21 protein-coding genes and 1 pseudogene are annotated in these 25676 nt (G+C 47.7%); 12 read left to right on the top strand and 10 right to left on the bottom strand.

Features of this window, described 5'->3' with window-relative positions:
- Positions 1–36: 36 nt before the first annotated feature.
- Positions 37–852 carry a M55 family metallopeptidase gene (locus tag OXH00_12210; GenBank protein MCY3741775.1) on the bottom strand — a complete coding sequence of 272 codons (816 nt, stop codon included), beginning with the start codon at positions 850–852 and terminating at the stop codon, positions 37–39.
- A gap of 233 nt (positions 853–1085) precedes the next feature.
- Between OXH00_12210 and argS the strand changes: the two genes are divergently transcribed.
- Together argS and OXH00_12200 are read left to right on the top strand one after the other, a co-directional pair.
- The gene (gene argS / locus OXH00_12205) at positions 1086–2795 is read left to right on the top strand and encodes an arginine--tRNA ligase (protein ID MCY3741774.1); all 1710 of its coding nucleotides are present in this window, start codon (positions 1086–1088) and stop codon (positions 2793–2795) included.
- A gap of 190 nt (positions 2796–2985) precedes the next feature.
- On the top strand, positions 2986–4338 hold the full coding sequence (locus OXH00_12200; protein MCY3741773.1) for an aminotransferase: 1353 nt from the start codon (positions 2986–2988) through the stop codon (positions 4336–4338).
- On the opposite strand, the gene mtnP is transcribed toward OXH00_12200, so the two are convergent.
- A complete protein-coding gene (mtnP, locus tag OXH00_12195; GenBank protein MCY3741772.1) occupies positions 4306–5163 on the bottom strand; it encodes an S-methyl-5'-thioadenosine phosphorylase in 858 nt (285 codons plus the stop codon). The two genes, OXH00_12200 and mtnP, sit on opposite strands and share 33 nt — an antisense overlap.
- Before the next feature lie 187 nt (positions 5164–5350).
- Here mtnP and OXH00_12190 point away from each other — a divergent pair, with 187 nt between their 5' ends.
- Complete coding sequence (locus tag OXH00_12190) at positions 5351–6172, top strand: MBL fold metallo-hydrolase (GenBank protein ID MCY3741771.1); 822 nt, start codon at positions 5351–5353, stop codon at positions 6170–6172.
- A gap of 14 nt (positions 6173–6186) precedes the next feature.
- Here OXH00_12190 and OXH00_12185 read toward each other — a convergent pair whose 3' ends face one another.
- The 3 genes from OXH00_12185 to OXH00_12175 form a co-directional block, all read right to left on the bottom strand.
- Positions 6187–7212 carry a hypothetical protein gene (locus OXH00_12185; GenBank protein MCY3741770.1) on the bottom strand — a complete coding sequence of 342 codons (1026 nt, stop codon included), beginning with the start codon at positions 7210–7212 and terminating at the stop codon, positions 6187–6189.
- 403 nt (positions 7213–7615) lie between these two features.
- Positions 7616–9016: a tetratricopeptide repeat protein gene (locus tag OXH00_12180; protein MCY3741769.1), complete on the bottom strand. Its 1401-nt coding sequence runs from the start codon at positions 9014–9016 to the stop codon at positions 7616–7618.
- Positions 9017–9295: 279 nt separating this feature from the next.
- Positions 9296–10597, bottom strand: a complete 1302-nt coding sequence (locus OXH00_12175) for a tetratricopeptide repeat protein (protein ID MCY3741768.1) — start codon at positions 10595–10597, stop codon at positions 9296–9298.
- 325 nt (positions 10598–10922) lie between these two features.
- On the opposite strand from OXH00_12175, the gene OXH00_12170 reads away from it, so the two are divergent.
- The 8 genes from OXH00_12170 to OXH00_12135 all read left to right on the top strand — a co-directional run bounded on the left by OXH00_12170 (position 10923) and on the right by OXH00_12135 (position 18583).
- Positions 10923–11825: an NAD(P)-dependent oxidoreductase gene (locus tag OXH00_12170; protein ID MCY3741767.1), complete on the top strand. Its 903-nt coding sequence runs from the start codon at positions 10923–10925 to the stop codon at positions 11823–11825.
- A gap of 93 nt (positions 11826–11918) precedes the next feature.
- Positions 11919–12644 carry a sugar phosphate nucleotidyltransferase gene (locus OXH00_12165; protein MCY3741766.1) on the top strand — a complete coding sequence of 242 codons (726 nt, stop codon included), beginning with the start codon at positions 11919–11921 and terminating at the stop codon, positions 12642–12644.
- Positions 12645–12769: 125 nt separating this feature from the next.
- Positions 12770–14050 carry a glycosyltransferase family 2 protein gene (locus tag OXH00_12160; GenBank protein ID MCY3741765.1) on the top strand — a complete coding sequence of 427 codons (1281 nt, stop codon included), beginning with the start codon at positions 12770–12772 and terminating at the stop codon, positions 14048–14050.
- On the top strand, positions 14043–15194 hold the full coding sequence (locus tag OXH00_12155; GenBank protein MCY3741764.1) for an aminotransferase class V-fold PLP-dependent enzyme: 1152 nt from the start codon (positions 14043–14045) through the stop codon (positions 15192–15194). The genes OXH00_12160 and OXH00_12155 overlap by 8 nt, the downstream gene beginning before the upstream one ends.
- A gap of 42 nt (positions 15195–15236) precedes the next feature.
- Positions 15237–16739, top strand: a complete 1503-nt coding sequence (locus OXH00_12150) for a DUF4861 family protein (protein ID MCY3741763.1) — start codon at positions 15237–15239, stop codon at positions 16737–16739.
- Positions 16740–16761: 22 nt separating this feature from the next.
- The gene (locus tag OXH00_12145) at positions 16762–17361 is read left to right on the top strand and encodes a thiamine pyrophosphate-dependent enzyme (protein MCY3741762.1); all 600 of its coding nucleotides are present in this window, start codon (positions 16762–16764) and stop codon (positions 17359–17361) included.
- Positions 17362–17439: 78 nt separating this feature from the next.
- Positions 17440–18342 (top strand): aldo/keto reductase, encoded by a 903-nt coding sequence (locus OXH00_12140; GenBank protein ID MCY3741761.1) that lies wholly within the window; start codon positions 17440–17442, stop codon positions 18340–18342.
- Positions 18343–18367: 25 nt separating this feature from the next.
- Positions 18368–18583, top strand: a complete 216-nt coding sequence (locus OXH00_12135) for a hypothetical protein (protein MCY3741760.1) — start codon at positions 18368–18370, stop codon at positions 18581–18583.
- Positions 18584–18598: 15 nt separating this feature from the next.
- On the opposite strand, the gene trpA is transcribed toward OXH00_12135, so the two are convergent.
- On the bottom strand, positions 18599–19399 hold the full coding sequence (gene trpA, locus OXH00_12130; protein MCY3741759.1) for a tryptophan synthase subunit alpha: 801 nt from the start codon (positions 19397–19399) through the stop codon (positions 18599–18601).
- Positions 19400–19682: 283 nt separating this feature from the next.
- On the opposite strand from trpA, the gene OXH00_12125 reads away from it, so the two are divergent.
- Entirely contained in the window at positions 19683–20261 is a 579-nt protein-coding gene (locus OXH00_12125; GenBank protein MCY3741758.1) for a Uma2 family endonuclease, read from the top strand.
- A 4-nt stretch (positions 20262–20265) separates the two neighbouring features.
- Here the strand turns inward: OXH00_12125 and OXH00_12120 are convergent.
- The 4 genes and pseudogenes from OXH00_12120 to OXH00_12105 all read right to left on the bottom strand — a co-directional run bounded on the left by OXH00_12120 (position 20266) and on the right by OXH00_12105 (position 25666).
- A pseudogene (locus OXH00_12120) lies at positions 20266–20640 on the bottom strand (type II toxin-antitoxin system PemK/MazF family toxin).
- A 9-nt stretch (positions 20641–20649) separates the two neighbouring features.
- Positions 20650–20901: a hypothetical protein gene (locus OXH00_12115; GenBank protein ID MCY3741757.1), complete on the bottom strand. Its 252-nt coding sequence runs from the start codon at positions 20899–20901 to the stop codon at positions 20650–20652.
- Between the two features lie 166 nt (positions 20902–21067).
- Positions 21068–23650 (bottom strand): ATP-dependent chaperone ClpB, encoded by a 2583-nt coding sequence (gene clpB, locus OXH00_12110; GenBank protein MCY3741756.1) that lies wholly within the window; start codon positions 23648–23650, stop codon positions 21068–21070.
- 276 nt (positions 23651–23926) lie between these two features.
- Positions 23927–25666: a CRTAC1 family protein gene (locus tag OXH00_12105; protein ID MCY3741755.1), complete on the bottom strand. Its 1740-nt coding sequence runs from the start codon at positions 25664–25666 to the stop codon at positions 23927–23929.
- Positions 25667–25676: the final 10 nt, after the last annotated feature.

Raw genomic sequence — 25676 nt, 5'->3', positions numbered from 1 at the left:
GGTTGGGTTGAACGAAGATAAACCCAACAAAACCGGTTAGACGTAGGGCCAGAATTGGTTCCACGCCGTCAACCAATCTTTTGCTCGGCTTTCAACGCTGACAGGTCCCGTTATTTCAACGCCTGACCGTCCCTTGAATTCTGCGAGTTTATCTACGCTTCCGAGTTCGATTTTGATTGTCGTTGGGGCATCAGGGACGTAAGGCTTAACCCGCGTTAAATCTGTGAGGGCATCTCTCGCTGCGTTCTCAATCAATTGACGGGCACGGACGGGTGGAAGTTGTCGTGCGCTAAATCGACTTAACCCTTGTTTAACAGCGACCGTGGGCAGATCATCGCCGAGGAGTTCTTTCGCTTCTCGGCAGACTGCCGCATCGCCTGTAACAAGCGCGATCGGAACACCATAGGCACCGTTGAGCGCAGCGTTCACCCCCGTTTCACCCACCAAATCGTCGTTGAACCAGAGGTTCCGGTATTGCACACTGGAGATGGTATGGCAGAGCACACCATCAGGCGTGCCGTTACGGGCATGCATACCGATGAGTAAGCACGCATCACAACCGTCTTTCCACATATCCTCGTAGCGTCCCCATCCATGATGTGCCACCCATTCACAATCTGGATGAATCTTGTCAGGGATAAGCGAATTAAAGGTCCAACCTTTCCCCGCCCCGTGGCAATCCACAACGACAACTTCCGTCGCGCCAGCGGCTTTCGCGCCCCGCACTGCTGCGTTGATCTCTTCCGTGTAAAGGTGCCGACCTTCTTCAAACATCGCCGCGCCACCGCTCACCTGATCCCACACGACGATACCGCTGACACCTTCCATATCCGACATGATGAGTACTCGCACTGTTTTATTCCTTTCTGTTCGCTTTTCCATCAGTATAGAGGTGTAGTCCTTAAAATACAAGTGGAAAATTAGGCTTGCCCTTACACATAGCATACGCGTCTTTAAGTATACCGAAAACCTCTCCTCCGAAAAATGAATTTTGACATGTTCTCCTTATTGTGATATAATTTTGATTGTTAAAAATGTTGAACCTCATACGAAACACTATCTGATATACATCTTAATTTGCTGATATGGATACAATTAAAACAGAAGTCTACAATATTATAGAAGGGGCAATCCACGCCGCAGTCGATGCTGGCGAACTCGCTATATCCGAAGCACCCACTATTCCGTTTTCACCCACCAAAACGCCTGAACACGGCGATATCGCCACCCCGATTGCATTAGGACTCGCAAAACAGGCGCGGATGGCACCGCGCAACATAGCCGAGATAATTGTTTCACACATAGATCCTGATGCACATCCGATCATCCGCCAAATCGACATCGCTGGTGCAGGCTTCATCAATATCCACCTCTCCGACAATTGGCTCTACGACACACTTCACACAATCGCAGCAAGGCAGTCGGCATACGGCACTTGCGAGAAAGGTGCCGGAAAGCAAGTCCAAATAGAGTTCGTTAGTGCCAACCCGACGGGTCCCCTTAACATTGTCAGCGGACGCGCCGCAGCGGTTGGCGACACGCTTGTTAATCTCCTGAATGCAATAGGTTATAACGCAATCCGTGAATTTTATGTCAACGATGCGGGGGGTCAGGTCCAACGACTCGGTGAATCCATTGATGTCCGCTACCGGCAGGCACTCGGTGAAGAAGGGTTAGAAATTCCAGAAGGTGGGTATCAAGGGGAATACCTACAAGCGTTCGCGCAAACTATTGTTGAAACCGAGGGGAATGCGTGCCTTCAACTTGAAACAGACGAACGCGTGGCACTCTTTCGAGATAAAGGGATTGCACACATCTTAGGACAACAAAGGACTTCTTTAGAACGTTTCGGGGTCAATTTTGATGTCTGGTCAAGCGAGAAAGCGATCCGAGACAGCAGGAAGCCAGAAGAAATTATTCAAGTGTTTCGCGAAAACGGATACCTTTACGAAGCAGAAGGGGCAACATGGTTTCGGATGACAGATTTTGGGGACGACAAGGATTGCGTTGTTATTAAGAGCGACGGTGAATACACTTATTTTGTACCCGACGCTGCCTATCACCGCGATAAATTTGACAGGGGATTTACGACAGTTATTGATCTGCTTGGACCCGACCATCAAGGACATATTACACACCTCAAAAATTTCGTCAAGGGACTCGGTATGCCCGATGACTGGCTCGAAATCTTCATCATTCAGCAAGTCAATCTCGTCAATGCAGAAGGCAACCGGTTAGATATGTCAAAACGGCGCGGACAGTTTTATACACTTGATACACTCATTGACGAACTGGCAGAGACGGTCGGTGAGCAATTCGCAGTGGATGTCGCCCGCTACTTTTTTCTCATGCGCGCCAACAGCAGCCACCTCGATTTCAATATGGAATTGGCAATCACACACGCCAGCGAAAACCCTGTTTTCTATATCCAATACGCCCATGCCCGATGCTGTAGCATTTTTGAACAAGGAGTTGAACACGGAATTACATCGAAACCTATTGAAGAAGTCTCCCTAAAACGGCTGAGTGAACCGATGGAACATGAACTGATCCGTAAATTAGCAGAATTCCCATCAATTGTGCTGCTGAGTGCGGAGGCGCGCGAGGCACATCGCATCCCGCATTATCTACATGAACTGTCGGGAATTTTTCATCCCTACTACAATCAACATCGGGTCCTGGATTCAGCAGACATGGAAAAAACGCACGCACGGCTTATCTTGATACAGAGCGTACAAACGGTGTTGAAAAATGGACTGACGCTTTTAGGCATTTCCGCACCTACCTCTATGTAACTCTCACAGCGAGGCAAACCGATAACGGGTAAAGTCGTCGTCAGCAGTCAGTTCGGATTTTTTCCTTAGAAAAAATCCTTTCAGTTGTCAGTCCTAAGAGATATTGGTTTTCTCAGAGTCCTCTTTAAACTGACAACTGATAACCGATAACTGACAACTAATTACACTGATAACTACTACAGGAAAAAATATGGCAAAAGATTATAGACAAGTCGATAAGGCACACGTATGGCATCCGTTGTTTCAACATCAACGCCTTGAAGAAACAGCGTTAGCCGTTCTTGAATCAGCACATGGGACAACGGTTGTGGACGTAGAAGGACGTGAGTACTTAGACGCTTACTCAGCACTCTGGAATGTCAATGTCGGTTATGGCAGGCAGGAGATCGCAGATGCAGTCTATGAACAGATACAGAAGTTACCTTACTATCCACACTCACAGATTAATGTCCCCGCAACGATTTTAGCGGAGCAGCTTGCTGCTTGCCTTCCGGGTGATTTGAATCACGTCTACTTTTGTAACAGTGGTTCGGAGGCGAACGAAACCGCGATTAAAATTGCGCGGCAATATGGCAGACAGACCTATCCGGGTGAGAATCGCTACAAAATTATCAGTCGGTATCGTGGATACCATGGGTTTACGTATGGAGCGATGTCGGCAACAGGACAAGCCCGAAGACGAAAAGCTTTTGAACCGCTTGTTCCGGGGTTTCCGCACGCGCATCCGCCCTACTGCTACCGATGTCCAATCGGTTTAGACGCTTCCACCTGTGGTATTGCCTGCGCCGATGACATTGAACGGATCATTCAAGGGGAAGGTCCCGAAACGGTGATTGCAATCATCGCCGAGCCAATCATCGGTGGCGGCGGTGCGATTGTGCCCCCTGACGAGTACCTCCCAAAACTCCGACAAATCTGTGACGATTACGGTTTACTCCTCATACTTGATGAAGTGATCACCGGATTCGGACGAACTGGCAAGATGTTCGCGTGCGAGCATTGGGACGTACAACCCGATCTCATCACGTTAGCAAAAGGGTTGACAAGTGGGTATTTACCACTCGGAGCCTGTGTGGCTTCAACAAAAGTTTTCAACGCGTTCCTCGGAGATACCGATGAGAATCGGGAATTTGCGCAAGTCTGTACTTATGGCGGACATCCGGTCGCGTGTGCTGCAGGGATCGCGAACCTGAAGATTCTCCAAGAAGAACGCCTCTGGGAAAATGCGGAAAAAGTCGGTACCCATCTGCTCTCAAAGTTAGAGACATTGTGCGAATTGCCTATTGTTGGTCATGTGCGGGGTAAAGGATTGATGATCGGTGTGGAACTCATCGAAACCGACGGTTCACATCTCGCAACAGCGAAGACAAACCTGATTGTCGGACAACTCCGTGAAAAAGGCGTTATCGTTGGAAAAATCGGTCACGCTGTCGAAGAACCGGAAAATATTATTTATATTGCACCGCCGCTTATTCTAACTGAGGTCGAGGCAGATAGGATCTTCAAGACACTACGCCAAGTACTTATCCAAGAGGAATTTTAACTGGTGTCGCTTCGCAGCCGATATTTTATCTGGATGCGTCGCGAGCGCGTATTGGAGTGCGTTTGAATAGGCACAGGTCCCTTCTTCCTCTGGGATTTTGGCGACAGCGGCTCGGACGATTTTTTTGGAAGTTTCAACGTTGAAACGGACATTATCAAGGATCATCTCGGTTGTCACGTTATCGTGCTCGGGGTGCCAACAATCGTAATCGGTAGAACATGCGAGGACAGCGTAACAGATTTCAGCCTCGCGAGCGAGTTTGGCTTCAGGCGCGGCGGTCATACCAATGATGTCAAATCCGAAGTGCCGATAAAGTTCAGACTCCGCCTGTGTTGAAAACGCTGGTCCTTCCATACAAATGTAAGTGCCACCGTTATGAACAATGGTACCGACTTCTGTAGCTGCTGTAGACAGAAGGGCACTCAGTTGTGGGCAAAAAGGATGGGCAAGACTGACATGTGCAGCGATACCGTCACCGAAAAAGGTAGACTTTCGGTCCTTGGTGTGGTCGTAGAGTTGATCGGGTACAACAAAATGGCGAGGTTCAATATCTTGTCGTAGACTCCCGACTGCACTGACGGAAATAAGCCACTCAACACCTAACGTTTTTAGAGCATAGATATTGGCACGGACATTAATATCAGAGGGCAGTAATCGGTGCCCAACACCGTGCCGCGGTAGGAAAACAACGGGCTTACCATCAAGGTTGCCCAGAATCAGAGCATCGCTGGGTTTACCGAACGGGGTTTCGACCTCGATTTCTTCGATATCCGTTAAGCCTTCCATCTGATAAAAACCGCTGCCGCCAATAATTCCGATACGCATTTTTTGTCCTTTCACAAGACATGAACAGTTAGTTATCGGTTATCAGTCGTCAGTTGCCAGTGCTTGGCAAGAACAGAGGAACTGATGAATCGATATCTGTTCTTCGCTAAGTCACTGAAAATCGATAACTAATGACTAATGTCTATTCTTCTGACAACTGATAACTGACGACTGACAACTATTCAATATGGCATTGTTGCACTGTGGTAATTTAACACTTGAAGGAAAATCGAGTTCCGCCGTTGCTACTTACGTTCGCGTAAAGGAGCTAGACCTCGTCTTCGATTTAGGCAGATGCCCGATGAATTTCATCGGGATCGGCAACGTCTTCATTTCGCACTTCCATCTGGATCACTATTTTGGATTGCCTATCTATATAAGTCAACGTTGGCTTTCTGGTATACCGCCGGGGAATATCTATGTTCCGTGGAAAGGTTCTAAACAACTGATGCACATCCTCGATAGGATCTCCGCTTTGGATACAGGCAGAGGTTGGGCGTATCAAATCACGCCGGTTCGGATAGGTGAAGCAATCCCATTTCGGCAGAATTTAGTGGCACACATCTTGCCCGGCAACCATAGTGTCCCCGCTGTCTCTTATCTGATTTGTGAGGTTCGGAAAAAGTTGAAGCCGGAATTTCAACATTTGTCAGGACCGGACATCGTGGAATTGAAACGATCCGGTGTCGAGGTCACGACGGAGGTGCAATTGCCGTTAGTCGCGTATCTTGGAGATACACGGAGTATCCCGATTGATGCGCATCCGTTGCTGAAGCAGTGCAAAGTGCTAATTTGTGAATGCACGTTCATCCTACCGGAACATCGGACCCGTGCCAAGAAGACGATGCATTTACACCTTGAGATGTTACCTTCGATGTTAGCCGATATTGAGAGCGAACATATCGTTCTAACTCATTTCTCCCGTCGCTATACGCCAGAACTGATCCGTCAAAGAATTTATAACTATTTACCACCAGAAGAGCGTTCCCGCGTTCAGTTGTTTCTCTAATCCCAAGCATCAGACTATGCTGAGACTTGCTGCGCATGTTCGTCTGCTCGTTCCATATAAAGCTGCGTTGTCAGACTTGCCCAAACAGGCGCGAGTGCAGCGCATATCAGCGTGTACACACCAAAGATCACCCCAACTGTCCAGAAAGGAGGAGCATTCTCTAAAGTTATTTTTGCATAGCCAAAGAAAAGGAGACTGATAAACCTTCCGGGCAGCAAGGCTTCACGCATCGGGATAAATTCGGGAGCAGCAAAAGAGAGAAGTGCCATCGTTAAACCGAGCAGTAAGGATGTCAACGCCGTAAATGCCAAAGTCAACAGCAGATATATTCCGAGAAACTTCCACCAAGTGCTACGGCGTACCAATTCACTGCTTCGCCGAAGCGCAGCAATTGCCGACAGGTTCTCAATCATAATCCCTTGGTTGTAAAGACTCCATTTCACAATGAAATATGCAGAGAGAACGAACCAAGCAGCAAAAATACACGCAAACACAAAAACTAAGGTGGGCGCATTAGACTGAACGAGCTCTTGAAAAAAGAATTCAAAAATAAGGAAACCGAAGATTATCGGAACGCCAAAGAAAAGCATCCCGATGAAAAAAGCGGCACCTAAAATCGGAACTGTCTTACGGAATGTCTGTTGCCAAACTCCTTTGAAAGTTGTATCTATGCCGTTACGGCGTTGCACTATGACAAAGATAAGAGGACACATCGCTAACCAAAGGAAACTGATGTGGGTAGATGAAACGCCAAGATGCGTTCCCCATACGACACCTACGGGTTGTACGGATTCAGAAGAGGATGTGTAAGCAGTAAGTCCGCTATCTGTACTTATCGTCCATTGTCCTTCCGGAGACATTAACTTCGCAAATGGAAATGTCCCCAGATAGAACAAGAAGTTGATGATAATTACGGGTACCATCACTTTCCAAAACAGACCGCGGTTATTTCGATAATCTCTGAATATCTTTGACACAAGCCTGGGGGGCCGTTGCGGCATAGTAACAGCGTCACCCGTGCCTTCCAATATGTTTTGCATGCTTCTACCTATTACGTTGTTTAACGAGAACGCTTGATTTTGCCCCAGGTCGTTGTTAGTTTATTTACAGCATCAACGGTGAGTCCTTGCGTCTAACGAGACAAATCGACAAGAATATACAAAGAAGACTCCATCCCATACAACAATCGGATGGAGTCTTGGGCTCAAACATTTCAGTAAACATAGTTACCTTCTCACCTTTAAGGTAGGTTTCAAACAAGTCCTTAAAGAAAAGACGCGATATAGGATAAGGTTGTGTTTGTAGGGACGAGTCCGTATACCGCTCATCTATGAACGACAGCAAAGTCCGGAGACCTCGCCCTACAGTACACGACCACCGTTGTTCTGCTAAAACGACGCAGAGAAACCGAGAGATAGAGATGTGGTTTCCCTGAATTTCAAATTAGCTGCCCATACCCGGATGGGAATTTGCGTCTTGGTCGGAGGTTCCAGCTTCCTGTTCTTCGTAGAACTTGTATCCATCCTGATCTTGGTCAAGTTCATACTGGCGGACAATTTGTTCGGCTTCGCGAAGGTACGGTGTATCTCCCTTCGTAATGCTCATATAGGCTTTGAAACCTTGGTAAGCAGCTCCGAATTCACGGATGGAACGATAGCAGACCGCCTGCTGGTAGACAGCTTCGTTTCGCCATACAGACTCAGGGGCGTTTTCAAACAGTGCTTCATACGCCTCAATTGCGCGTTCGTAGTCACCATTCTGCTGAAAGAGCTCTCCGGTCCGGAACAGGGCGTCCGCGGCGGCAAATTTCTTATGTGAAAGGTCACGTGCCAACGTTTTATAGGCATTAATAGCACGCGGGTAGTTGCGAAGTTTCTGCCAGTTGCTCGCAATCTGTTGAAAATTCTGAACGACTTGGTCGCTATATCCCATTACCCACATATCAGCAGGTGTAATTTTCCGTCCAGTTTTTCGGTATTCAACGGCTTTTTTATTCCGAAACTTATCAATCTCATCCTTCAAGAAGTTAATTTCTGTCAGAATCTCTGCTGTCTGCTTTAGGAGCGTCCCGGCTTGCGATGCTTCGTAAGAATCAGGGAATTTCTCAGTAACACCAACGTACGCGGGCCAACCGCCTTGATAGTCGTAAAGCGTATAAAAATAGACGTTACCAACCTGGAATTGCGCCTGCGCTGCTTTCGAGTGTTCAGGGAATTCTTCGACCAGACGCTCGTAATTGCGGATGGATTCGGTGTAATTCTCTAAACTTTCATAGGCACGTGCGACCTCGTAGAGTGCTTCTGCAGCGATATTAAAGGTCTCGTCCGTTGGTTCATTATCGTAAATAGCCTTATAGTTTTGGTATTCAGCACGCTTCGTCTTGATGACTTCGCGATTTTTGCGAATATTCGCCGTGCCAGCTTTTGCTTCATTAGCGTAGTAGCCGGTGGGATCCAGGGCGACAATTTCTTGGTAATGCTCAGTCGCTTTATCCCAATCGTAGCGGCGCTTATAGATTCTGGCGATCTGGTAATGTGCGCGTTGTGCGTACTTCCCCTTCGTATCGCGTTCAATAACCTCTAAATAGAGTGCCATCGCTTTATCGTAATGTTCCTGCTGCTTCTGGCGATTCTTCTCCATCTTTTCCGGGTCATCGTCGCGCACTTCGGTCGTTTCTGCCGCGTCAAACGCAGTATCAGCATTCTGAAGTTTGGCACCGAGCGGAATAATACTAATACCACCTGGTGTGCACCCAACAATCGTCACTGCAAGAAAAGCGAAAGCAACGACGAGAAGATAGGCTCGGTCTATTCGGAGACCGAAGGCGTATGTAAAACGGTTCATGGTGAGTCCTCCTTAGGTAAATAGAAATATGCCGGTGTATTTTTAGCCAGAGAAACCTAACCGGCCGGCATTCCGTTCATCGTTCCCAACATTATACTAAATTCACAAAAAATGTCAACGCTTTATTATTTTTTTATAAATAGGACTTACGCATTTCTTTTTTAAAGTCCCCCTGATAAGGGGGATTTAGGGGGTTAAATACATCGAAATTACTGCTTTTTACGTCCAAATGTCCTACATTTACTCAATTTGCGTATGTCCTAATAAAAATAGAAACACTCAGTTTTCAGGGAGCATCTCCTCCATTTTTTGATACGCCCAGGGGGCATCGCCTTTTGTAATGCTCGTATAGAGTTTAAATCCTTCAGAAGCGGCTTCCAATTCACCGATAGCGCGATAGCAGACCGCCTGTTGGTAAATGGCTTCGTTTCGCCATACAGACTCAGGTGCGAATTCAAACAGATTGTCATACGCCTCAATTGCACGTTCGTAGTCACCATTCTGCTGAAAGAGTTCTCCAGTTCGGTACAATGCGTCCGCGGCGGCGAATTTCTTATGTGATAGGTCTCTTGCCAACGTTTTGTAGGCATTAATAGCACGCGGGTAGTTGCGAAGTTTCTGCCAGTTGCTCGCAATCTGTTGAAAATTCTGAACGACTTGGTCGCTATACTCCTCTACCCACATATCAGCAGGCGCAATCTTCCGACCTTTTTTTTTCTCTTCGACCGCTTTCTTATTCCGAAACTTATCAATTTCATCCTTCAAGAAGTTAATTTCTGTCAGAGTGTCTGCTGTCTGCTTCAGGAGTGTTCCAACTTGGGATGCTTCATAAGAATCAGGAAACTTCTCAGTGACACCAACATATGCGGACCAACCGCCTTGATAGTCGTAAAGCGTGTAAAAATAGACGTTGCCAACTTGGAATTGTGCCTGCGCTGCTTTCGAGTGTTCAGGGAATTCTTCGACCAGTCGCTCGTAATTACGGATAGCTTCGGTGTAATTCTCTAAACTTTCACAAGCACGCGCGACTTCATAGAGTGCTTTAGCAGCCATATTAAAGGTCTCATCTGTCGGGGTACTATCATAAATAGTTTTATAGTTTTGGTATTCAACCCGCTTCGTTTTAATAACTTCGCGGTTCTTCCGAATATTCGCGGTACCCGCTTTTGCTTCTTTCGCGTAATATCCGGTAGGATCTAAAGCGACAATTGCTTGGTAATGCTCGATTGCCTTATCCCAGTTATACTGGCGTTTATAGATTTTGGCGACCTGATAATGCGCACGCTGTGTATATTTCCCTTCTGTATCGCGTTCAATAACCTCCAAATAGAATGCTATCGCTTTATCGTAAAGTTCCTGCTGCTTCTGGCGATTCTTCTCCATTTCTTTAGCGTTATCGGCACGCACTTCGGTAGTTTCTGCTTTGTCAAACGCGGTATCAGCATTCTGAAGTTTCGCATCGAGCAGAATAATACTACCCGGTGTGCACCCAATAATCCCCACTGCAAGAAACGCGAGCACAAGGACGAGAAAATGGGCTTGATCTATTCGGAGACCGAAGGCGTATATGAAACGGTTCATGGTGAGTCCTCCTCAGGGAAATAGAAGCATGCCGATATATTTCAGTCAGAGAAACCTAACTGGCAGGTGTTCCGTTCATTGTCCGTGACATTATACTAAATTCAGAAAAAATGTTAACATTTTTTTATTTTTACAGAGGTATTCAGTTTTCAACAGAGCAGTTATCAGTCGCCAGTTGTCAAGAGAAAAGGAAACGAAAAACTTGACAAACATCTATAAATATGTAAAAATTGAATCTATCTAAAGCGATTGGCATCATAATCGCAGGATGATTTATTTAATATAGATTTGCAGCGTGAAGGTTGATAATAGCACGGAGGTAAACATGCCGAATTCTGATTACAAAATTGGTGTTGTAGGAGTAGGTAGAATGGGGGCGAATATCGCCCGACATCTCAATGACGAAGGGTTTGAAGTGACTGTTGTGTACGATGTCGCAAGCGAACGCGCGCAAGAACTTGCAACAGAAATTGGGGCAACAGCGGCGGAAGAACTCTCAAAGGTCACAGCACTCGCTGATTATATCATTACCGTAGTTACAGACGACGCGGCGATGCGACAAATCTTCGCCGAAGATGCAGATGATAGCCTGATTCAAGGCGCATCAGGCAAAGTTTTTATTAATTGTGCAACGATTAGTCCACAAGTCCATGTAGACATTGAACAACTCGCGGCAAAGCACGGCGCGGGTAGCCTCGAAGGGTGCATGGCGAGTAGTATTACACAAGCGAGAGAAGGCACGTTATACCTCATGTGCGGCGGCAAAAAAGCGACATTCGATAAAGCACTTCCAATCCTGGAATCAATGAGTGTCTCACTCCGTTACATCGGCGAAGCTGGACAAGCAGCACAAGTCAAAGCACTCGTCAACATGGTGATGAACATCAATACTGCAGGACTTGCCGAAGGACTCGGCTTGGGTGCCGCACTCGGATTAGACCTTGCGATGTTGCAAGAGGTCTTTGCACAAACTGGAGCGAATTCGCGAGTCTTGGAAACCGATGGAGAGGACATGGAAGCGCGGGACCATGAGTGCTATTTTTCGTCAGCACATGCGTCTAAAGATTCAGGTATTGCGCTCGACTTGGCGGATGCCGAGGGTATTTCTCTACCACTCGCCCAAGCAACGAAGGCGCAGTATGATCGTATGATTGAACTCGGATTGGGTGATTTGGATAAGTCCGGTGTTGCTGAACTTACTTTCCCCGGACGAGGTACAAAAAATTAAAAAGGGACAAGTCCTGAATTAGAGTCCCGAATTAATCAGAAACCTGCTTGAAATGCAATGGAGAGCAGAGCGGAGGTTCATAGCTAAAAAACCATGTTCAGAGGTGTAATCCTTGCAGGCGGACTCGGAACCCGTTTGCATCCACTCACCAAAGTTACCAGTAAGCATCTCCTGCCAGTCGGCAACGAACCGATGATTTTTCATAGTGTTAAACAACTCGCGATGGCAGGAATTACAGATATTCTTATCGTAACGAATCCACAATATGTTGGAGATTTCGCGAACACACTTGGGAGCGGTAAAGACTTCGGGTGTGAATTCACATATCGCGTTCAGCAAGAAGCAAAAGGGATCGCGCATGCGCTTGCGTTGGCGGAAGGGTTTGCCGCCGGTGGTAAAATCGTCGTCTTGCTCGGCGATAATATCTTTGAAGCACCTATCCATCACGCCGTTTCCGATTTCCATGCGCAACAAGCCGGTGCGCGCGTGATGCTCAAGGAGGTGGAGAACCCAGAGCATTACGGTGTCGCGACTCTGGACGGAAATCGTATTGTCGCGATCGAGGAAAAGCCGAGGCACCCGAAAAGTAATTACGCGGTAGTAGGGGTCTATTTTTACGACGCGTCTGTATTTGACATCATTCGCACCGTTGAACCTTCAGCCCGCGGGGAATATGAGATAACTGATGTCAACAACGCCTATATGTATCGTGGAGATCTCGAGTATAGTTTCGTGCGCGGAAAGTGGGTTGATGCGGGAACTACCTTTGACTCGCTCACTGAAGCACACCAGATTTTGTTGAATTCCCCAGATTGGTAGTAAGAGGGGTTATCAGTTTGCAGTAACTCCTTTTCAGGGACTTCTCTTGATTCCCTTATCACGGGATAGAGGTTTTCTTTTAACAAAACCCTCTTTAACTGACAACCGATAACCGAAAGATTTTTTTGAAAAAAATCGTACCGACAACTATTAAAATGGACGAAAAACCGATTCTATCCATCGTGGTCCCGGTTTACAACGAAGAAGACAACGTCCGTCCACTGTTTGAAAAGATTAAAACGGTATGCAAGGCAATCGGCGATACTTACGAAGTGTTATTCGTGGACGACGGCAGCAAGGACAAAACTTTCACCGTACTTTCAGAACTAAGTAAACAAGAACCCCAATTGGCAGTCATCCGATTCCAAAAGAATGCCGGACAGACAGCAGCGATGGCGGCTGGCTTTGAATTCGCCCAAGGACAACGGATTATCAGTATGGACGGGGATCTGCAAAATGATCCGAGCGATATTCCCCAGCTGCTTGAAAAGCTCGACGCAGGCTACGACTTGGTATGCGGGTGGCGAAAAGAGCGGCAGGATAAATTTTTGACACGCCGCGTCCCTTCTATCGTTGCCAATTGGATCATCGCTCAAGTGACAGGTGTCCCGATCCATGACAACGGATGCTCGCTTAAAGCGTATCGGGCGTCGGTTATTAAACAGGTGCCGCTCTATGGCGAGATGCACCGATTTATTCCTGCAATGGCTACAGTGGTGGGCGCGCGTATCGCCGAGATTGTTGTGTCACATCACCCGCGACGTTTTGGAAAAAGCAAGTACGGACTCGGAAGAGTCTGGCGCGTTATGTTAGATATTATTGCTTTCAAGTTCATAATTTCCGTCTTCACATCGCGCCCGAAATCGCAAAAACTGAAAAGACTGTGGCAACGACTATCCGATGTCCTTTTTAACCCGAAGCAGAGAGCATTTCGTGTTGCTGCGATTCTAAGTCTCCCTTTTTTCATTTCAGGACGCATTTTGTTTGGTAGTGCCAACATAGTAGTGATCAGCTGCTTCAGTTTAGCAGTCGCCTTACTCGGACTTGGGTGGCTGACGGAGCACCAAATTCAACAGGCTAAACAGAAATTACCTGAGTTGGGGAAACTCGCTCGCTTTTTCATTTTTACATGTAAGCGGAGACCCGTTCGGCTTTTTGGTCCAACCAGTGTGATGTTGCTGATACTCGGTGGAATTCTACTAATTCCGCAGGCGGGTTCACTGTCGTCGAAAGTGTTGAAGATTGCCGCACTAAACCTGAGTTCTATTTCTATCACAACCGGAATTTTGGTGTTCTGCTTTGGACTCTTCGGTGAACTCATCGCGTTTGCGAATGCGAAACGGGTAAAAGACTACACCGTCGAAACATTTTTGAATGCTAACAACGAAGGGATCTGTAGTGAATAGCCTTCCTAAGCGCGAAATCTGGCAAAATTGGCGCAATGAATTCCCGGTAACCGAAACTTACATTTATATGAACCACGCCGGTGTTGCGCCGCTATCGCGTCGGGTACAAGACGCAATGGCAGGGTTCATAGAAGATGCCACGCTTTATGGTGCAGTGCATGCTGACGGTTGGGCAGAAGCAGCAGAGGCATGCCGTGTGACAGCGGCACGACTCATCAACGCCGATGCTACCGAAATCGCATTTATGAAGAACACAACGCAAGGAATTCTCATCGCTGCGAACGGTATCAATTGGCAGACGGGCGACAATGTCGTCACAACAGCAGTAGAGTTCCCAGCGAATGTCTATCCGTGGTGGTGTTTGAAGGAACGTTACGGTGTTAGCACACGCATGGTACCGGAACGAGATGGTCGTATCTATATTGAAGATATTGCTGCTGCGATTGATGAACGGACGCGTGTTTTAACGATCAGCCATGTGGAATTCGCCTCCGGTTTCCGAAACGACATTAAAGCACTCGGCGACCTGTGCCGAGAACGCGATATTTGGTTGGTCGTGGACGCTATTCAGAGTCTCGGGGTCGTTGAAGTGGATGTGAAATCCTGTAACATTGATATCCTCGCCGCTGATGGACATAAGTGGTTATTAGCACCGGAGGGCGCAGCGATATTTTATTGTGCCGATGAAAAACGGGAACAATTGATTAACACCAATGTCGGTTGGGCGAGTGTCGTAAATCCGCGCGATTTTCTCAACTACGACTTAACCCAGAAACCGGACGCAACTCGCTTTGAAGAAGGCTCTTACAACAGCGTCGGATTATACGGACTCAAAGCCGCAATCGACTTACTGCATGATATTGGTATCCCGGCAATTAAAGCACGGGTTTTGGAACTCACGGCACGCTTAATAGCAGGATTGGGGGCGAAAGGCTATCGTGTCATCACTCCAAAAACAGACACAGATCGAGCAGGGATTGTCATCTTTGAAAGTGAAAGGCACACGCCTGCTGAAATCTACGAAATGCTTTACACTGAAAACATAATTGCAGCAGAGCGTGGGAGCGGTGTCAGAATTTCACCCCATTTTTATAACACAGCATCCGAAATTGAATATCTGCTTGAAGTGCTGCCGGAGGTTTAACGCATAGAAAAGTACTCAAGCATCTAAAATAAGGGAAAAAAATTGGAAACCATACATTCACAAGATAACATTCAGACGTATATAGCAAGGCATGTCTTAACGATCTGCCTATCACTTATTCTCGGATCCCTGCTGATGCTCAGTGCTTGTACAATGCCGGGTGGCAATCAGAAGATTAGCAAGATCCGTCTCTCCATTCAAAATACGTTACCCATCCCCCGAAAAAACGTTCCGATTGTGTTAACTGGGGCTCAACTCCGAAAGGTGAACTCTGACTTCTCTTTTAAAGCCTATTCGGTCGTTACTGGAAAAGCCCCACGGGAAGTGATGGTCCCAGCACAAGCAGATGACTTGGATTACGATGGAGAACGCGATCAACTCTGCTTCCTGCTAAACTTAGGAGCCGAAGAGACAAAAGAAGTCTCAATCCTTTACGATCCGACTGTCAAAGCGACATTAACACTCGATATCAATAAACAGACGCGAGCAGCGATCTTTCCTGAACTGAACGTAGTGGCAGCAATGGAATCAAATTTAATCGCGTATCTACTGAAACCGAATGGGGCATTTATCGCCTACGGCAAAAAACGGGTGGCACGCTTCAGTATGGATGCGATGTTCCAAACTGAATTAGACCAAGCTGAATTAGACAGAAGACCGCTTTCACCCGAACTCATACAGCACTTTGAGACGAATGGTATAACCCTCTCCCAACAAGTTCAGATAGAGACGCAGAAACCGGAACAACAATGGCTGTTACGAGACCTTGAGAACCAAGAGACCTACTTTATCCGCAAATCCTACGACAGCGATATTTCTGATCTCGGTCAGGAAACTCCAACAGCAGGACAGTTGAATGTTGTTGAATCAATCGGTTTATCGCTGAACGCGCTTCTCGATCTTGAAACCACTGAAATGATAGCACTAACCCCGCGTGAAGGTTTAATAGGCTGCGGCGGGATCACACTATGGGATAAAGAAAAAGCGGAGATGGTTCCACTACCTGCTGAAGGCGACTACGTCCGGATTCTCGCCGATGGTTCGATTCGCTCTGTTGTTCAAAGGATTATCCCCGAGTGGAATGTTAAGGGTGAGATCCGTCGATTCACATCAACTACCTTCATCTATGGAGAAAACCCGTGGATTGAGCATCACATCCATATTGATGGAGGCTTACCAGCAGATTACGCTATCGCCACAGGTATTCCGGATCTGAAAGGTGGTTATAAAGAGGACAGAGAACAAGGTTGGATATGGAGTTGGGGAACAGATCTAAGTGGCATAGACACGCTCGGCATAGCCCTCATTACCTCCGCCCGTCGCGACACGTATAGCACAAACATATCTGAGAAAGCCGACCTTTTGCCAGTTGTTTTAACACCTGATGCGGATGGTAGACTCAACTATCGGACGTTCGCCATCTGGGGTGGTGGTATCGACGGTATTGAGACGGAAACGGAATTCGCGCAGCATGTTCAAGATACGGCAACAGCACTGAAAATTCCGCCACGCATTACGTTCTTACCACCAGAAGAAGAGAAATAATCTCAAGTTGTTGGAGAAAATCATGCTCATCAAGGAAGAATGTCTACAATTAATCGCAAATCAACGGACGGATGAAATCGTTGTCACGACGATGGGAACTACAGTGCCGTGGGGCAAAATATCGACACATCCGTTAGACTACGCCTCCGTCGGAAGCGCGATGGGACATGCCGCCGATTTCGCCCTTGGCATCGCACTCGCAAAACCGGACAAAAAGGTAGTTGTGCTCAACGGCGATGGTAGCATGTTGATGTGTTTAGGTACATTAGCAACAATTACCGCCTTGAACACGCCACCACCGAACTATCTACTTTTTGTCTGTGACAACGGCACCTATGAGGTAACGGGTAATCAACCTGTGCCTGATGGTAATGCTGGGTTCAGTTGGTCTATGATTGCAAAAGGTACCGGTTTTGAACGGGTTTATGAATTTGATGATTCGGACACGCTTGCAGCCGACCTGCCGAAAATCTGGAATGAAACCGGACCCACTTTCGTGAGTCTGAAGATCGCGCAAGCATACGAACCACCCCCGGATCGGTGGGGCGGTTTTCCTTATCCATATCTACAAGAGTCGCTCGCGGAATCTACACATAAACTCAGACAAGCACTCGCAAGGTAGTAGGCACGCGCCGTCGTGCCGTAATCCACTCGCAAGGTAGTAGGCACGCGCCGTCGTGCCGTAACCTATAGGACAATTATGGAAACCACCACAAAATTAGAGACACGACGGATGGGGCGTACGGAGATGCACCCGAGATCTCTGGCACTCGGTGCAGCGTGGATCTGGCAGAAACCGGATGCTGAAGTCATCGGCGCGATCCGGCGCGGTATCGAACTCGGTATTAATTACATCGACACTTATCCCGGGCACGCGGAACACCTCTGGGGAGAAGCCCTCTCCGATGGATTGCGAGAAAAGGTCTACCTACAAGCCAAAGTAGGCACGCACCCAGAACGGCGGAAAGATTTCTCCGCAGATGGCACTCGTTGGAGTGTCACCAACAGTCTCAAAGACCTCCGCACAGATTACCTCGATGCCGTACTTATTCACGATCCGATTGATATGGAGAGCGTATTGGCACCGGGTTGCGCGTTAGATACGTTGTTAGAGATGAAGGTGGAGGGTGCTATTCGACACATCGGTGCTGGCGTGCGTTCTCATGAATTCCACAAGGAACTGATCGAAACGGGGCATATTGACATTATCCTGACCTTCTTAGACTATACGCTGTTATCGCAATCTGTGGCAGAGACAACCTTGCCGTTGGCACGCGAACACGATGTCGGCATTATCCTCGCGAGTCCATTGGGCATGGGGAGTTTGACAGGGGCGGAACCCAAGGTTGAAGACGAACGTCGCCGGAATCCTGATGCGGAACCGAAGGCTTATGCGATGTGGAGGTGGTGTCAGGAACGTGATGTCAATATCCGACACTTGGCGATGCAGTTTTGTCTCGCTGCCCCGATAGAAGGTGTTGTTATGTTTGGTCCGGCTGACACAGCGCAAGTGGAAGACGGATATGAAGCGGCAACGGCTGAGATCTCAGAAGATATTTGGGAGGCATTTGAAGCGGAATTCGGCATCAAGCGCGGGATGTAAGTGCAAAATTTAAGGAGAGTCAATTGTGAATGCGCCAAATCTTTCCGACAAGAAAATCTGTAAACTCCATTCCAAACAAAAGAAGGCAGCGGCTTGGAATGAACTCCGACGCGTCATGGAAAGTGTTCAGAGAAAAAATAGAGGAACAAGTGAAGCGGAGGTATGTGCAGACATCCAACGTGCGGTTACCGAACTTTGCAAGGAAGAATATACCAGGCAAACCGCGCGTTGTTCTGAATAATGTTTACGGTCAACTCTACGGCTTTACCCCTGCTGCTAAATCCGACGCGAATTGCTTCACTGCGGTGAGTAATTTCGCTTCGTCGTTGATATGCTTTTCGTAAACATTGATAATAGCACTTGCCACAATCGCCCCATCAGCGAGTTCAGTGACTTGTTTTGCCTGCTCGGGCGTTGATATACCAAAGCCGACACTAATCGGTTTATCTGTGTGTTTACGGAGTTCTGTGATCATCGGCGCGACTTCGTCTGATAACTTTGTCCGCGCACCTGTTACACCCGTTACTGAAACACAATAGATAAATCCTGTGCTGACGGATGCAATTAATTTCATCCGTTCTGGTGGGCTTGTCGGCGCGACCAGGAAAATCGTGGCGAGGTTATATTGTGGGGCAACTTCAAGCAGTGGCTGTCCCTGTTCTGGTGGCAGGTCTGGCACGATAAGACCGTCAACGCCTGCTTCTTGTGCTGCTTCGCAAAATGCCTTCTCTCCCATCCGAAAGATCGGGTTATAGTAACTCATGAGAGCAATCGGGAGGTCTGTCTCTTTACGGAGGGATGCCACGATCTCCAGAATCTCTTGGAGTGAGATGTTATGTGCGAGTGCACGCTCGCTTGCGCGCTGGATGGTCGGTCCGTCTGCGATTGGATCGGAAAAAGGGACACCGAGTTCAATAAGGTCTGCACCCGCTTCCTCAAGCGTGAGAAAGAGTTTGGGGGTAAGTTCGGGGTTCGGATCTCCCGCGCAGACGTAGGGCATAAATGCGCTCGCCCCTCGGTCTCGGAGTTCTTGAAATTTTGCGTCAATTCGATTCATGGGTATACGTGAGTCTCAGCTTCCTGTTGCGTTTTTTTAATTATACCCTGCACACATCGAATTGTCAAGGAGGGTTTGTTAGAGAAATATAATCATGCAGTTTTTAGGTTTCCATCTGTTTTAGGTAAACATCGCGACTGGAAGTAGGTACTAAAGCCAAGAGTACTTGAAAGGCAGATTCAAAATACGGAAAAACTAATTGAAGACCGTTGCAATCCTTCTCATGATATGCTATAATTCAACTACAGAATGCTTAAGATTCATCATATTCATGGAAACGGACATGTCATCTCTCGCAGCAGAAACCTACATCACGCCAGAGGAGTATCTCGCTTTGGAACGTAAGGCTACGGTCAAAAGTGAATATCTCAACGGAGAAATACGCGTAATGCCCAGGGCGAATTTCGCTCATAATCTTATCACGGTGGATATAGGAACTGAACTTAACATCCAATTGCGTGGGCAGGATTGGGATGTCTGTATAAGCAATATGCGTGTGAGAACGGGACCAAAAGGTGCCTATTTTTATCCTGATGTCGTCATTTTCTGCGGCGAACCCGAATTTGAGGATAATGTGTTTGACACACTCCTCAACCCTACTCTTGTGATAGAAGTACTTTCACCTTCAACTGAAGTGTATGACAAAGGCGAAAAATTTAGGCACTATCAAGAACTCGCCTCTTTGCAGGAATACATCCTCGTTTCACAAGACAGGGTTCGCGTTGAACACTATCGCCTTGCTAAGACACAGTGGGTTCAGACCGAGCTGCACGCCCTTGAAGGTGTGTTAAGCCTCGCTTCTATTGGATGCGAACTACCATTGCAGGATATCTACAGACGCGTCCCAGAAGTCATCTCATAATTCCTTACCAGATTTTCACGAGCTTCCCAAGTATTTGCAAAACTTGAATGACCGTTGCATCTGGCATATCACCTGCGTATCTGGCACGTCTTTCCCACCAGTCCAGGCTCTTAATGTGATCGGCCTGTATAACTCCGGTGAGTTCAAAAACCTCAGTATTATTCCTATTGCGGATCGTTACCCCAACAGAAATAGGCACATCAAGGTCTACGCGATAAGGTTTTCGACTTGTCGTAATTGGACACATAATTGCTAATCACAGTCTGCGATTGTAGAGTTCTTCGGATAGAACAAGGGCTGGACGTTCTTTTGCCTGTTCGTGACCTATTTGTGGATTGAAGTCGATCCACACTATATCACCGTGTCTTGGAACATACATAAGCTAATCTCACCATACTTCTTTGCCCACTGGTGGCCCCGTGTCAACTTCACCCGAAAAATTGGGTTCTGGTCCTCTGGTTGTGGGTTCTGGCACTTTAGCTAAGAGTTCCTCCAGGGTATAGTTCGGGGGCGGTACGGGTTCCTGTCGCTCTTTCTTAGGTGGAATGTCCGTGTTCACAATTTCAACATCACCTTTCCGCAAGCCGGATTTTGGCACTTTGGCTGGAATTTTCGCTGGTGCACAATTTGGTTTTTTCACGAGATAACTCCTTGTATTTTCGCGGATCTATGCGTTGTAATATAACATAGAATCACACGGATGTCAAATTTTCACGCATTTTACCAAGAAAGCGTTTGTGTCAAGACTGTCTTTGACAAAAGGGTGGACGAGGTGCCAAGACCTCGCCCTACAGTCATTCATTAAATTACGCCCGCTTAAAAACAAATGCCTCATTCTCAAAATCAACAGCAATTGCGTCACCGTTGTGGAAAGTGCCTTCCAGAATTTGGATTGCCAAGGGATTAAGAATATCCCGTTGGATCGTTCGGCGAAGCGGACGCGCACCGTACACCATATCAAATCCGCGTTCCACCAATGCCTCGTTTGCGGGTTCAGAGAGGGTCAAGGTCATCTCCTTCTCAGCGAAGCGATGGCTCAACTGCGTAAGTTCCAGTGCGACAATCTGTTTCAGTTCTTCAATACCGAGCCGGTCAAAGATAATCAAGTCGTCAATACGGTTCAGGAATTCGGGTGGGAAATGCGCTTGTACCGCTTCCATCACCTTTCGTCGAATTTCTTTTCCATCCAAAAGTGCATCGCTAATCCACTGGCTACCAATATTGGAGGTCATGATGACAACCGTATTCTTGAAATCAACCGTACGTCCTTGCCCGTCCGTCATTCGACCATCGTCAAGCATCTGGAGCAAAACGTTGAACACCTCTGGATGTGCCTTCTCTACTTCGTCGAGCAGGATGACGCAATACGGGTGCCGTCTGACAGCTTCGGTTAGCTGCCCACCTTCATCGTAGCCGACGTATCCGGGTGGTGCGCCGATTAAGCGGGAGACGGTGTGCTTTTCCATGTACTCGCTCATATCAATACGCGCCATAGCGTTCGCATCGTCAAACAAGAACTCAGCGAGCGATTTGGCGAGATGCGTTTTACCGACACCCGTGGGCCCCATAAAGAGGAAAGAACCGAGGGGGCGATCCGGATCACCGAGACCGACGCGGGCACGACGAATTGCATTCGAGACAGCACTTACTGCTTCATCCTGTCCGATCACCTGTTCACGCAAACGCGCTTCCATGTGGATCAGTTTCTGGGTCTCGCCCTCCATGAGCCGATAAACAGGGATACCGGTCCACTTCGCAACAATTTCGGCAATGTCCTCTGCACCGACCTGCTCTTTGAGCATCTGTGTACCTTGTGTGTTCGTTTCTATAGCCTCTTGAACATTTTTGAGTTGCGATTCTAATTCCGGTATCCTACCGTATTCCAGTTCCGAGGCTCTGGCGAGGTTTCCAGAACGTTTGGCTTGCTCGGATTCAATGCGGAGTGCCTCAATCTGCTCCATCAACTCGCCAATCTGCGTCAAACTTGCTTTTTCGTTCTGCCATGCGGCTTTGAGTGCGTCCGCTTGCGCTTTGAGTTCCGCAAGTTCTGCGATCAGTTTTTCAAGCCGTTGTTGTGATGCGCTGTCCTCCTCTTTCTCCAATGCCTGCTGCTCTATCTGGAGTTGGATGATGCGACGTTCCACCTCGTCAATCTCCTCAGGCACACTGTCAATCTCAATCCGTAGGCGCGACGCGGCTTCGTCCACCAAATCCACGGCTTTATCGGGTAGGAACCGTTCCGAGATATAACGTTTTGAGAGTGTAGCAGCAGCGACAATAGCGTTGTCCTGAATTTGCACGCCGTGATGCGTTTCATAACGCTCCTTCAAGCCACGTAGAATCGCGATCGTGTCTTCAACCGAAGGCTCTTCAACTTGGACGGGTTGGAACCGGCGTTCCAAGGCAGCGTCCTTCTCAATGTGTTTGCGATACTCGTCAAGCGTCGTCGCACCGATACACCGCAATTCGCCGCGTGCCAATGCCGGTTTGAGCATGTTGGATGCATCGACAGCACCTTCAGCAGCCCCTGCGCCGACGATGGTATGGAGTTCGTCAATAAAGAGAACGACTTGTCCCTCTGCTTGCTCCACATCGGCAAGGACGGCTTTCAACCGATCTTCAAATTCACCGCGGTATTTACTGCCTGCGATGAGCGCGCCTAAATCGAGAGCGATGAGCCGCTTCTCACGAAGACTCTCTGGCACATCACCGTCAGCGATCCGTTGTGCCAACCCTTCCACAATCGCTGTTTTTCCGACACCGGGTTCACCGATTAGCACCGGATTATTTTTCCGTCTTCGGGAGAGTACCTGCATCACGCGTCGGATTTCATCATCACGCCCGATAACCGGGTCGAGTTTGCCTGAAATTGCTTCCTGTGTGAGTTCCCGACCGAATCGGGTCAGTGCTTGGTATTTGTCCTCTGGATTTTGATCAGTGATGCGTTGGTTGCCACGGATATCAACGAGTGCCTTGAGGATTTTGTCTTTCGTTACACCGGCTTCCCGAAGGATTTTACCCACTTCCGTCTGCTTCGCTTCGGTGCACGCTATCAAAAGATGTTCTGTACTGACGTACGCGTCCTTAAGTGCTGTCGCCTCTTTGAATCCGGTATCCAGAACGGATTGTAGGGCCTGGCTGATGCGCATTTCAGAAGCTGCGCCCTGCACTTTAGGTGCTTTTTCAACGGCAGCCTCGATTGCTGACGTAACGCCGGCAATATCGACACCTAATTTCTGAAAAATCGGTGTGACAATCCCGTCACTTTGTTTGATAAGTGCCAACATTAAATGTTCAACGCTAAGTTCAGGGTTTTGCGCATCTGTTGCTAAATTTTGTGCTGTTTCGAGTGCTTCTTGTGTTTTAATTGTTAATCTATCAAATCTCATGATGAACCTCCTCGTCGTTCGTATTTCATATAAATTACAACGATATTTATATTGGAGCAAGATTCATGCCATTTTCTTTTTCTCCTTGGCGGTCGAAAACGGGTCATTGCACACCAAAGCCTGTGCCACTTTGGCATCCAACTTGCTAATCTGGCAGGAAAAACAGATCAATCAGGACAATTTATCACTTTTTTATTTATCGTCCTTGGTCTTCCCTCCACTTCGTTTCGGTCAGGTTTCTGGTTAATTCTTGACCAGGTTTGAGGATTTACACGGTTATCTTACTTGTACTTCTGAAAGAGGTTCGGTTACAACGAGTTCTTGATTGACTGTGAGGTTCTCCAATATCTGTACAGCACCGCTTTGCCAGCGGATTTTAAGTTTATCAACAACATCGCCCGCCTCTATTCCAAAAAGCACCCTCGGATCGTTGCTACTGAGATAACTTGACCCCATACGTACTTCGCGCGTCTGAGATTCAGAACCGATGGTCAATGTTACGCGTGTCCCGATGCCGTCGCGATTGCTGCGGGTGCCGATGAGTTTGAGTCGGAGCCAGTTGTTGGCGGTTTGACTCTCATTTCGGAGAAGGGTCACCGCGCCGTTCAACTGTGTGACAAGTAAGTCTGTGTCACCGTCGTTATCGTAATCTCCGAAGAAGGTGCTGCGGCTGACAGCAGGACGATCCTCAAACCCGACCTCAGCAAAAGTGCCATCGCCTTGATTCCAGAAGAGTTGATTCGATTGCTTATACGAAAGTACATCTGTGGTTCGCTCAACGGTCGGAAAGATATGTCCATTAGCGACGAAAATATCGAGATGCCCATCGTTATCGGCATCGAAAAATCCGGTGCCGAACCCCAAAGAGAGATAACTCTCCTCACCGAGTTGTGCTTTATAACTCACATCAGTGAAAGTGCCGTCCCCGTTATTCCGATAGAGGGTATTCGTCTCATAAGAAAAATTGGTGACAAAGAGATCAAGAAAGCCGTCGCCGTTGTAATCACCGGCATCAACCCCCATACCGGCTTGAGCGATGCCATCAGCACTGTATGCACAACCTGTGAGGATGGCTATCTCGGCAAAAGTGCCATCGCCGTTGTTATAGAAGAGATAGTTTGGTGTGTCGTCGTTGGCAACGTAGAGATCAGGATTACCATCGGCATCAAAGTCCGCGGCAACAACGCCTAATCCTTTGCCGAGAAACATGCCACCCGGATCTCGAATGTTGGCAGCCTCCGTTACATCGGTAAAGGTGCCGTCACCGTTGTTTCGATAGAGCCTGTCAGGCGCGCCTTCAAAGTGTTTCGGATGGCAGTAACCGCGTACCCTCTCGGTTGCGCCGAACGCGGGAGTCTCGAAACACGGAGGATAGGAGGCATCTAACTTATAATTCAGGTAGTTAACAACATAGAGATCCAGGTAGCCATCCGAGTTGTAATCAAAAAAGGTCGCGCTACTGCTCCAGCGCGTGTCGCCTGTACCTGATTTCGTTGTGACATCGGTGAACGTACCGTCGCCGTTGTTATGATAGAGTCGGTTCGCACCGAAATTAGTTACGTAAATATCCACGTAACTGTCATTGTCGTAATCTCCGCAGGCAACCCCGTGTCCATAACTTCCTTGATTGCTGACACCAGCAGACGGTGTGATATCGGTGAAAGTGCCATTGCCGTTATTTCGGTAAAGCATACTTGGTGCAGCACTATTGACGAGATAGAGATCAAGGTCGCCATCGTTGTCATAATCAAGGAATGCACCGCCTGCGCCGAGCGTCTCAGGAAGATGAAATTCGCCAGCTGCACCGTCTGTGTGTTTAAAGTGGATACCAGCAACATCGGTAACATCTGTGAAATGGATAGGAGATTCTATTGATAGTGCGGGAAGTGGTATCAGCGTAAGAAGTAGGGCAGAAATTGCGGTAATTAAAACCAGCCAATCGGATTTAAAAGTACAATAAAAGCAACTATAAGAACTGTCTCGCTTTGAAAGGGTGTTAGACGCGAGTGCATCCATAATGTCTGCG

Source organism: Candidatus Poribacteria bacterium (assembly GCA_026706025.1).
Classification (GTDB): Bacteria; Poribacteria; WGA-4E; order WGA-4E; family WGA-3G; genus WGA-3G.
The sequence above is the reverse complement of the archived record's forward strand: the minus strand, read 5'-3'. Positions and strand labels throughout refer to the sequence as shown.

What these genes read in the sequence shown, in the direction of transcription:
- OXH00_12175 (MCY3741768.1), bottom strand. Translation starts at nt 10,597, where the DNA reads ATGAACCGTTTCATATACGCCTTCGGTCTCCGAATAGATCAAGCCCAT.
- OXH00_12170 (MCY3741767.1), top strand. Translation starts at nt 10,923, where the DNA reads ATGCCGAATTCTGATTACAAAATTGGTGTTGTAGGAGTAGGTAGAATG.
- OXH00_12185 (MCY3741770.1), bottom strand. Translation starts at nt 7,212, where the DNA reads ATGCAAAACATATTGGAAGGCACGGGTGACGCTGTTACTATGCCGCAA.
- OXH00_12200 (MCY3741773.1), top strand. Translation starts at nt 2,986, where the DNA reads ATGGCAAAAGATTATAGACAAGTCGATAAGGCACACGTATGGCATCCG.
- OXH00_12165 (MCY3741766.1), top strand. Translation starts at nt 11,919, where the DNA reads ATGTTCAGAGGTGTAATCCTTGCAGGCGGACTCGGAACCCGTTTGCAT.
- OXH00_12140 (MCY3741761.1), top strand. Translation starts at nt 17,440, where the DNA reads ATGGAAACCACCACAAAATTAGAGACACGACGGATGGGGCGTACGGAG.
- OXH00_12105 (MCY3741755.1), bottom strand. Translation starts at nt 25,666, where the DNA reads ATGGATGCACTCGCGTCTAACACCCTTTCAAAGCGAGACAGTTCTTAT.
- OXH00_12125 (MCY3741758.1), top strand. Translation starts at nt 19,683, where the DNA reads ATGTCATCTCTCGCAGCAGAAACCTACATCACGCCAGAGGAGTATCTC.
- trpA (MCY3741759.1), bottom strand. Translation starts at nt 19,399, where the DNA reads ATGAATCGAATTGACGCAAAATTTCAAGAACTCCGAGACCGAGGGGCG.
- OXH00_12180 (MCY3741769.1), bottom strand. Translation starts at nt 9,016, where the DNA reads ATGAACCGTTTTACATACGCCTTCGGTCTCCGAATAGACCGAGCCTAT.
- mtnP (MCY3741772.1), bottom strand. Translation starts at nt 5,163, where the DNA reads ATGCGTATCGGAATTATTGGCGGCAGCGGTTTTTATCAGATGGAAGGC.
- OXH00_12145 (MCY3741762.1), top strand. Translation starts at nt 16,762, where the DNA reads ATGCTCATCAAGGAAGAATGTCTACAATTAATCGCAAATCAACGGACG.
- argS (MCY3741774.1), top strand. Translation starts at nt 1,086, where the DNA reads ATGGATACAATTAAAACAGAAGTCTACAATATTATAGAAGGGGCAATC.
- clpB (MCY3741756.1), bottom strand. Translation starts at nt 23,650, where the DNA reads ATGAGATTTGATAGATTAACAATTAAAACACAAGAAGCACTCGAAACA.
- OXH00_12190 (MCY3741771.1), top strand. Translation starts at nt 5,351, where the DNA reads ATGGCATTGTTGCACTGTGGTAATTTAACACTTGAAGGAAAATCGAGT.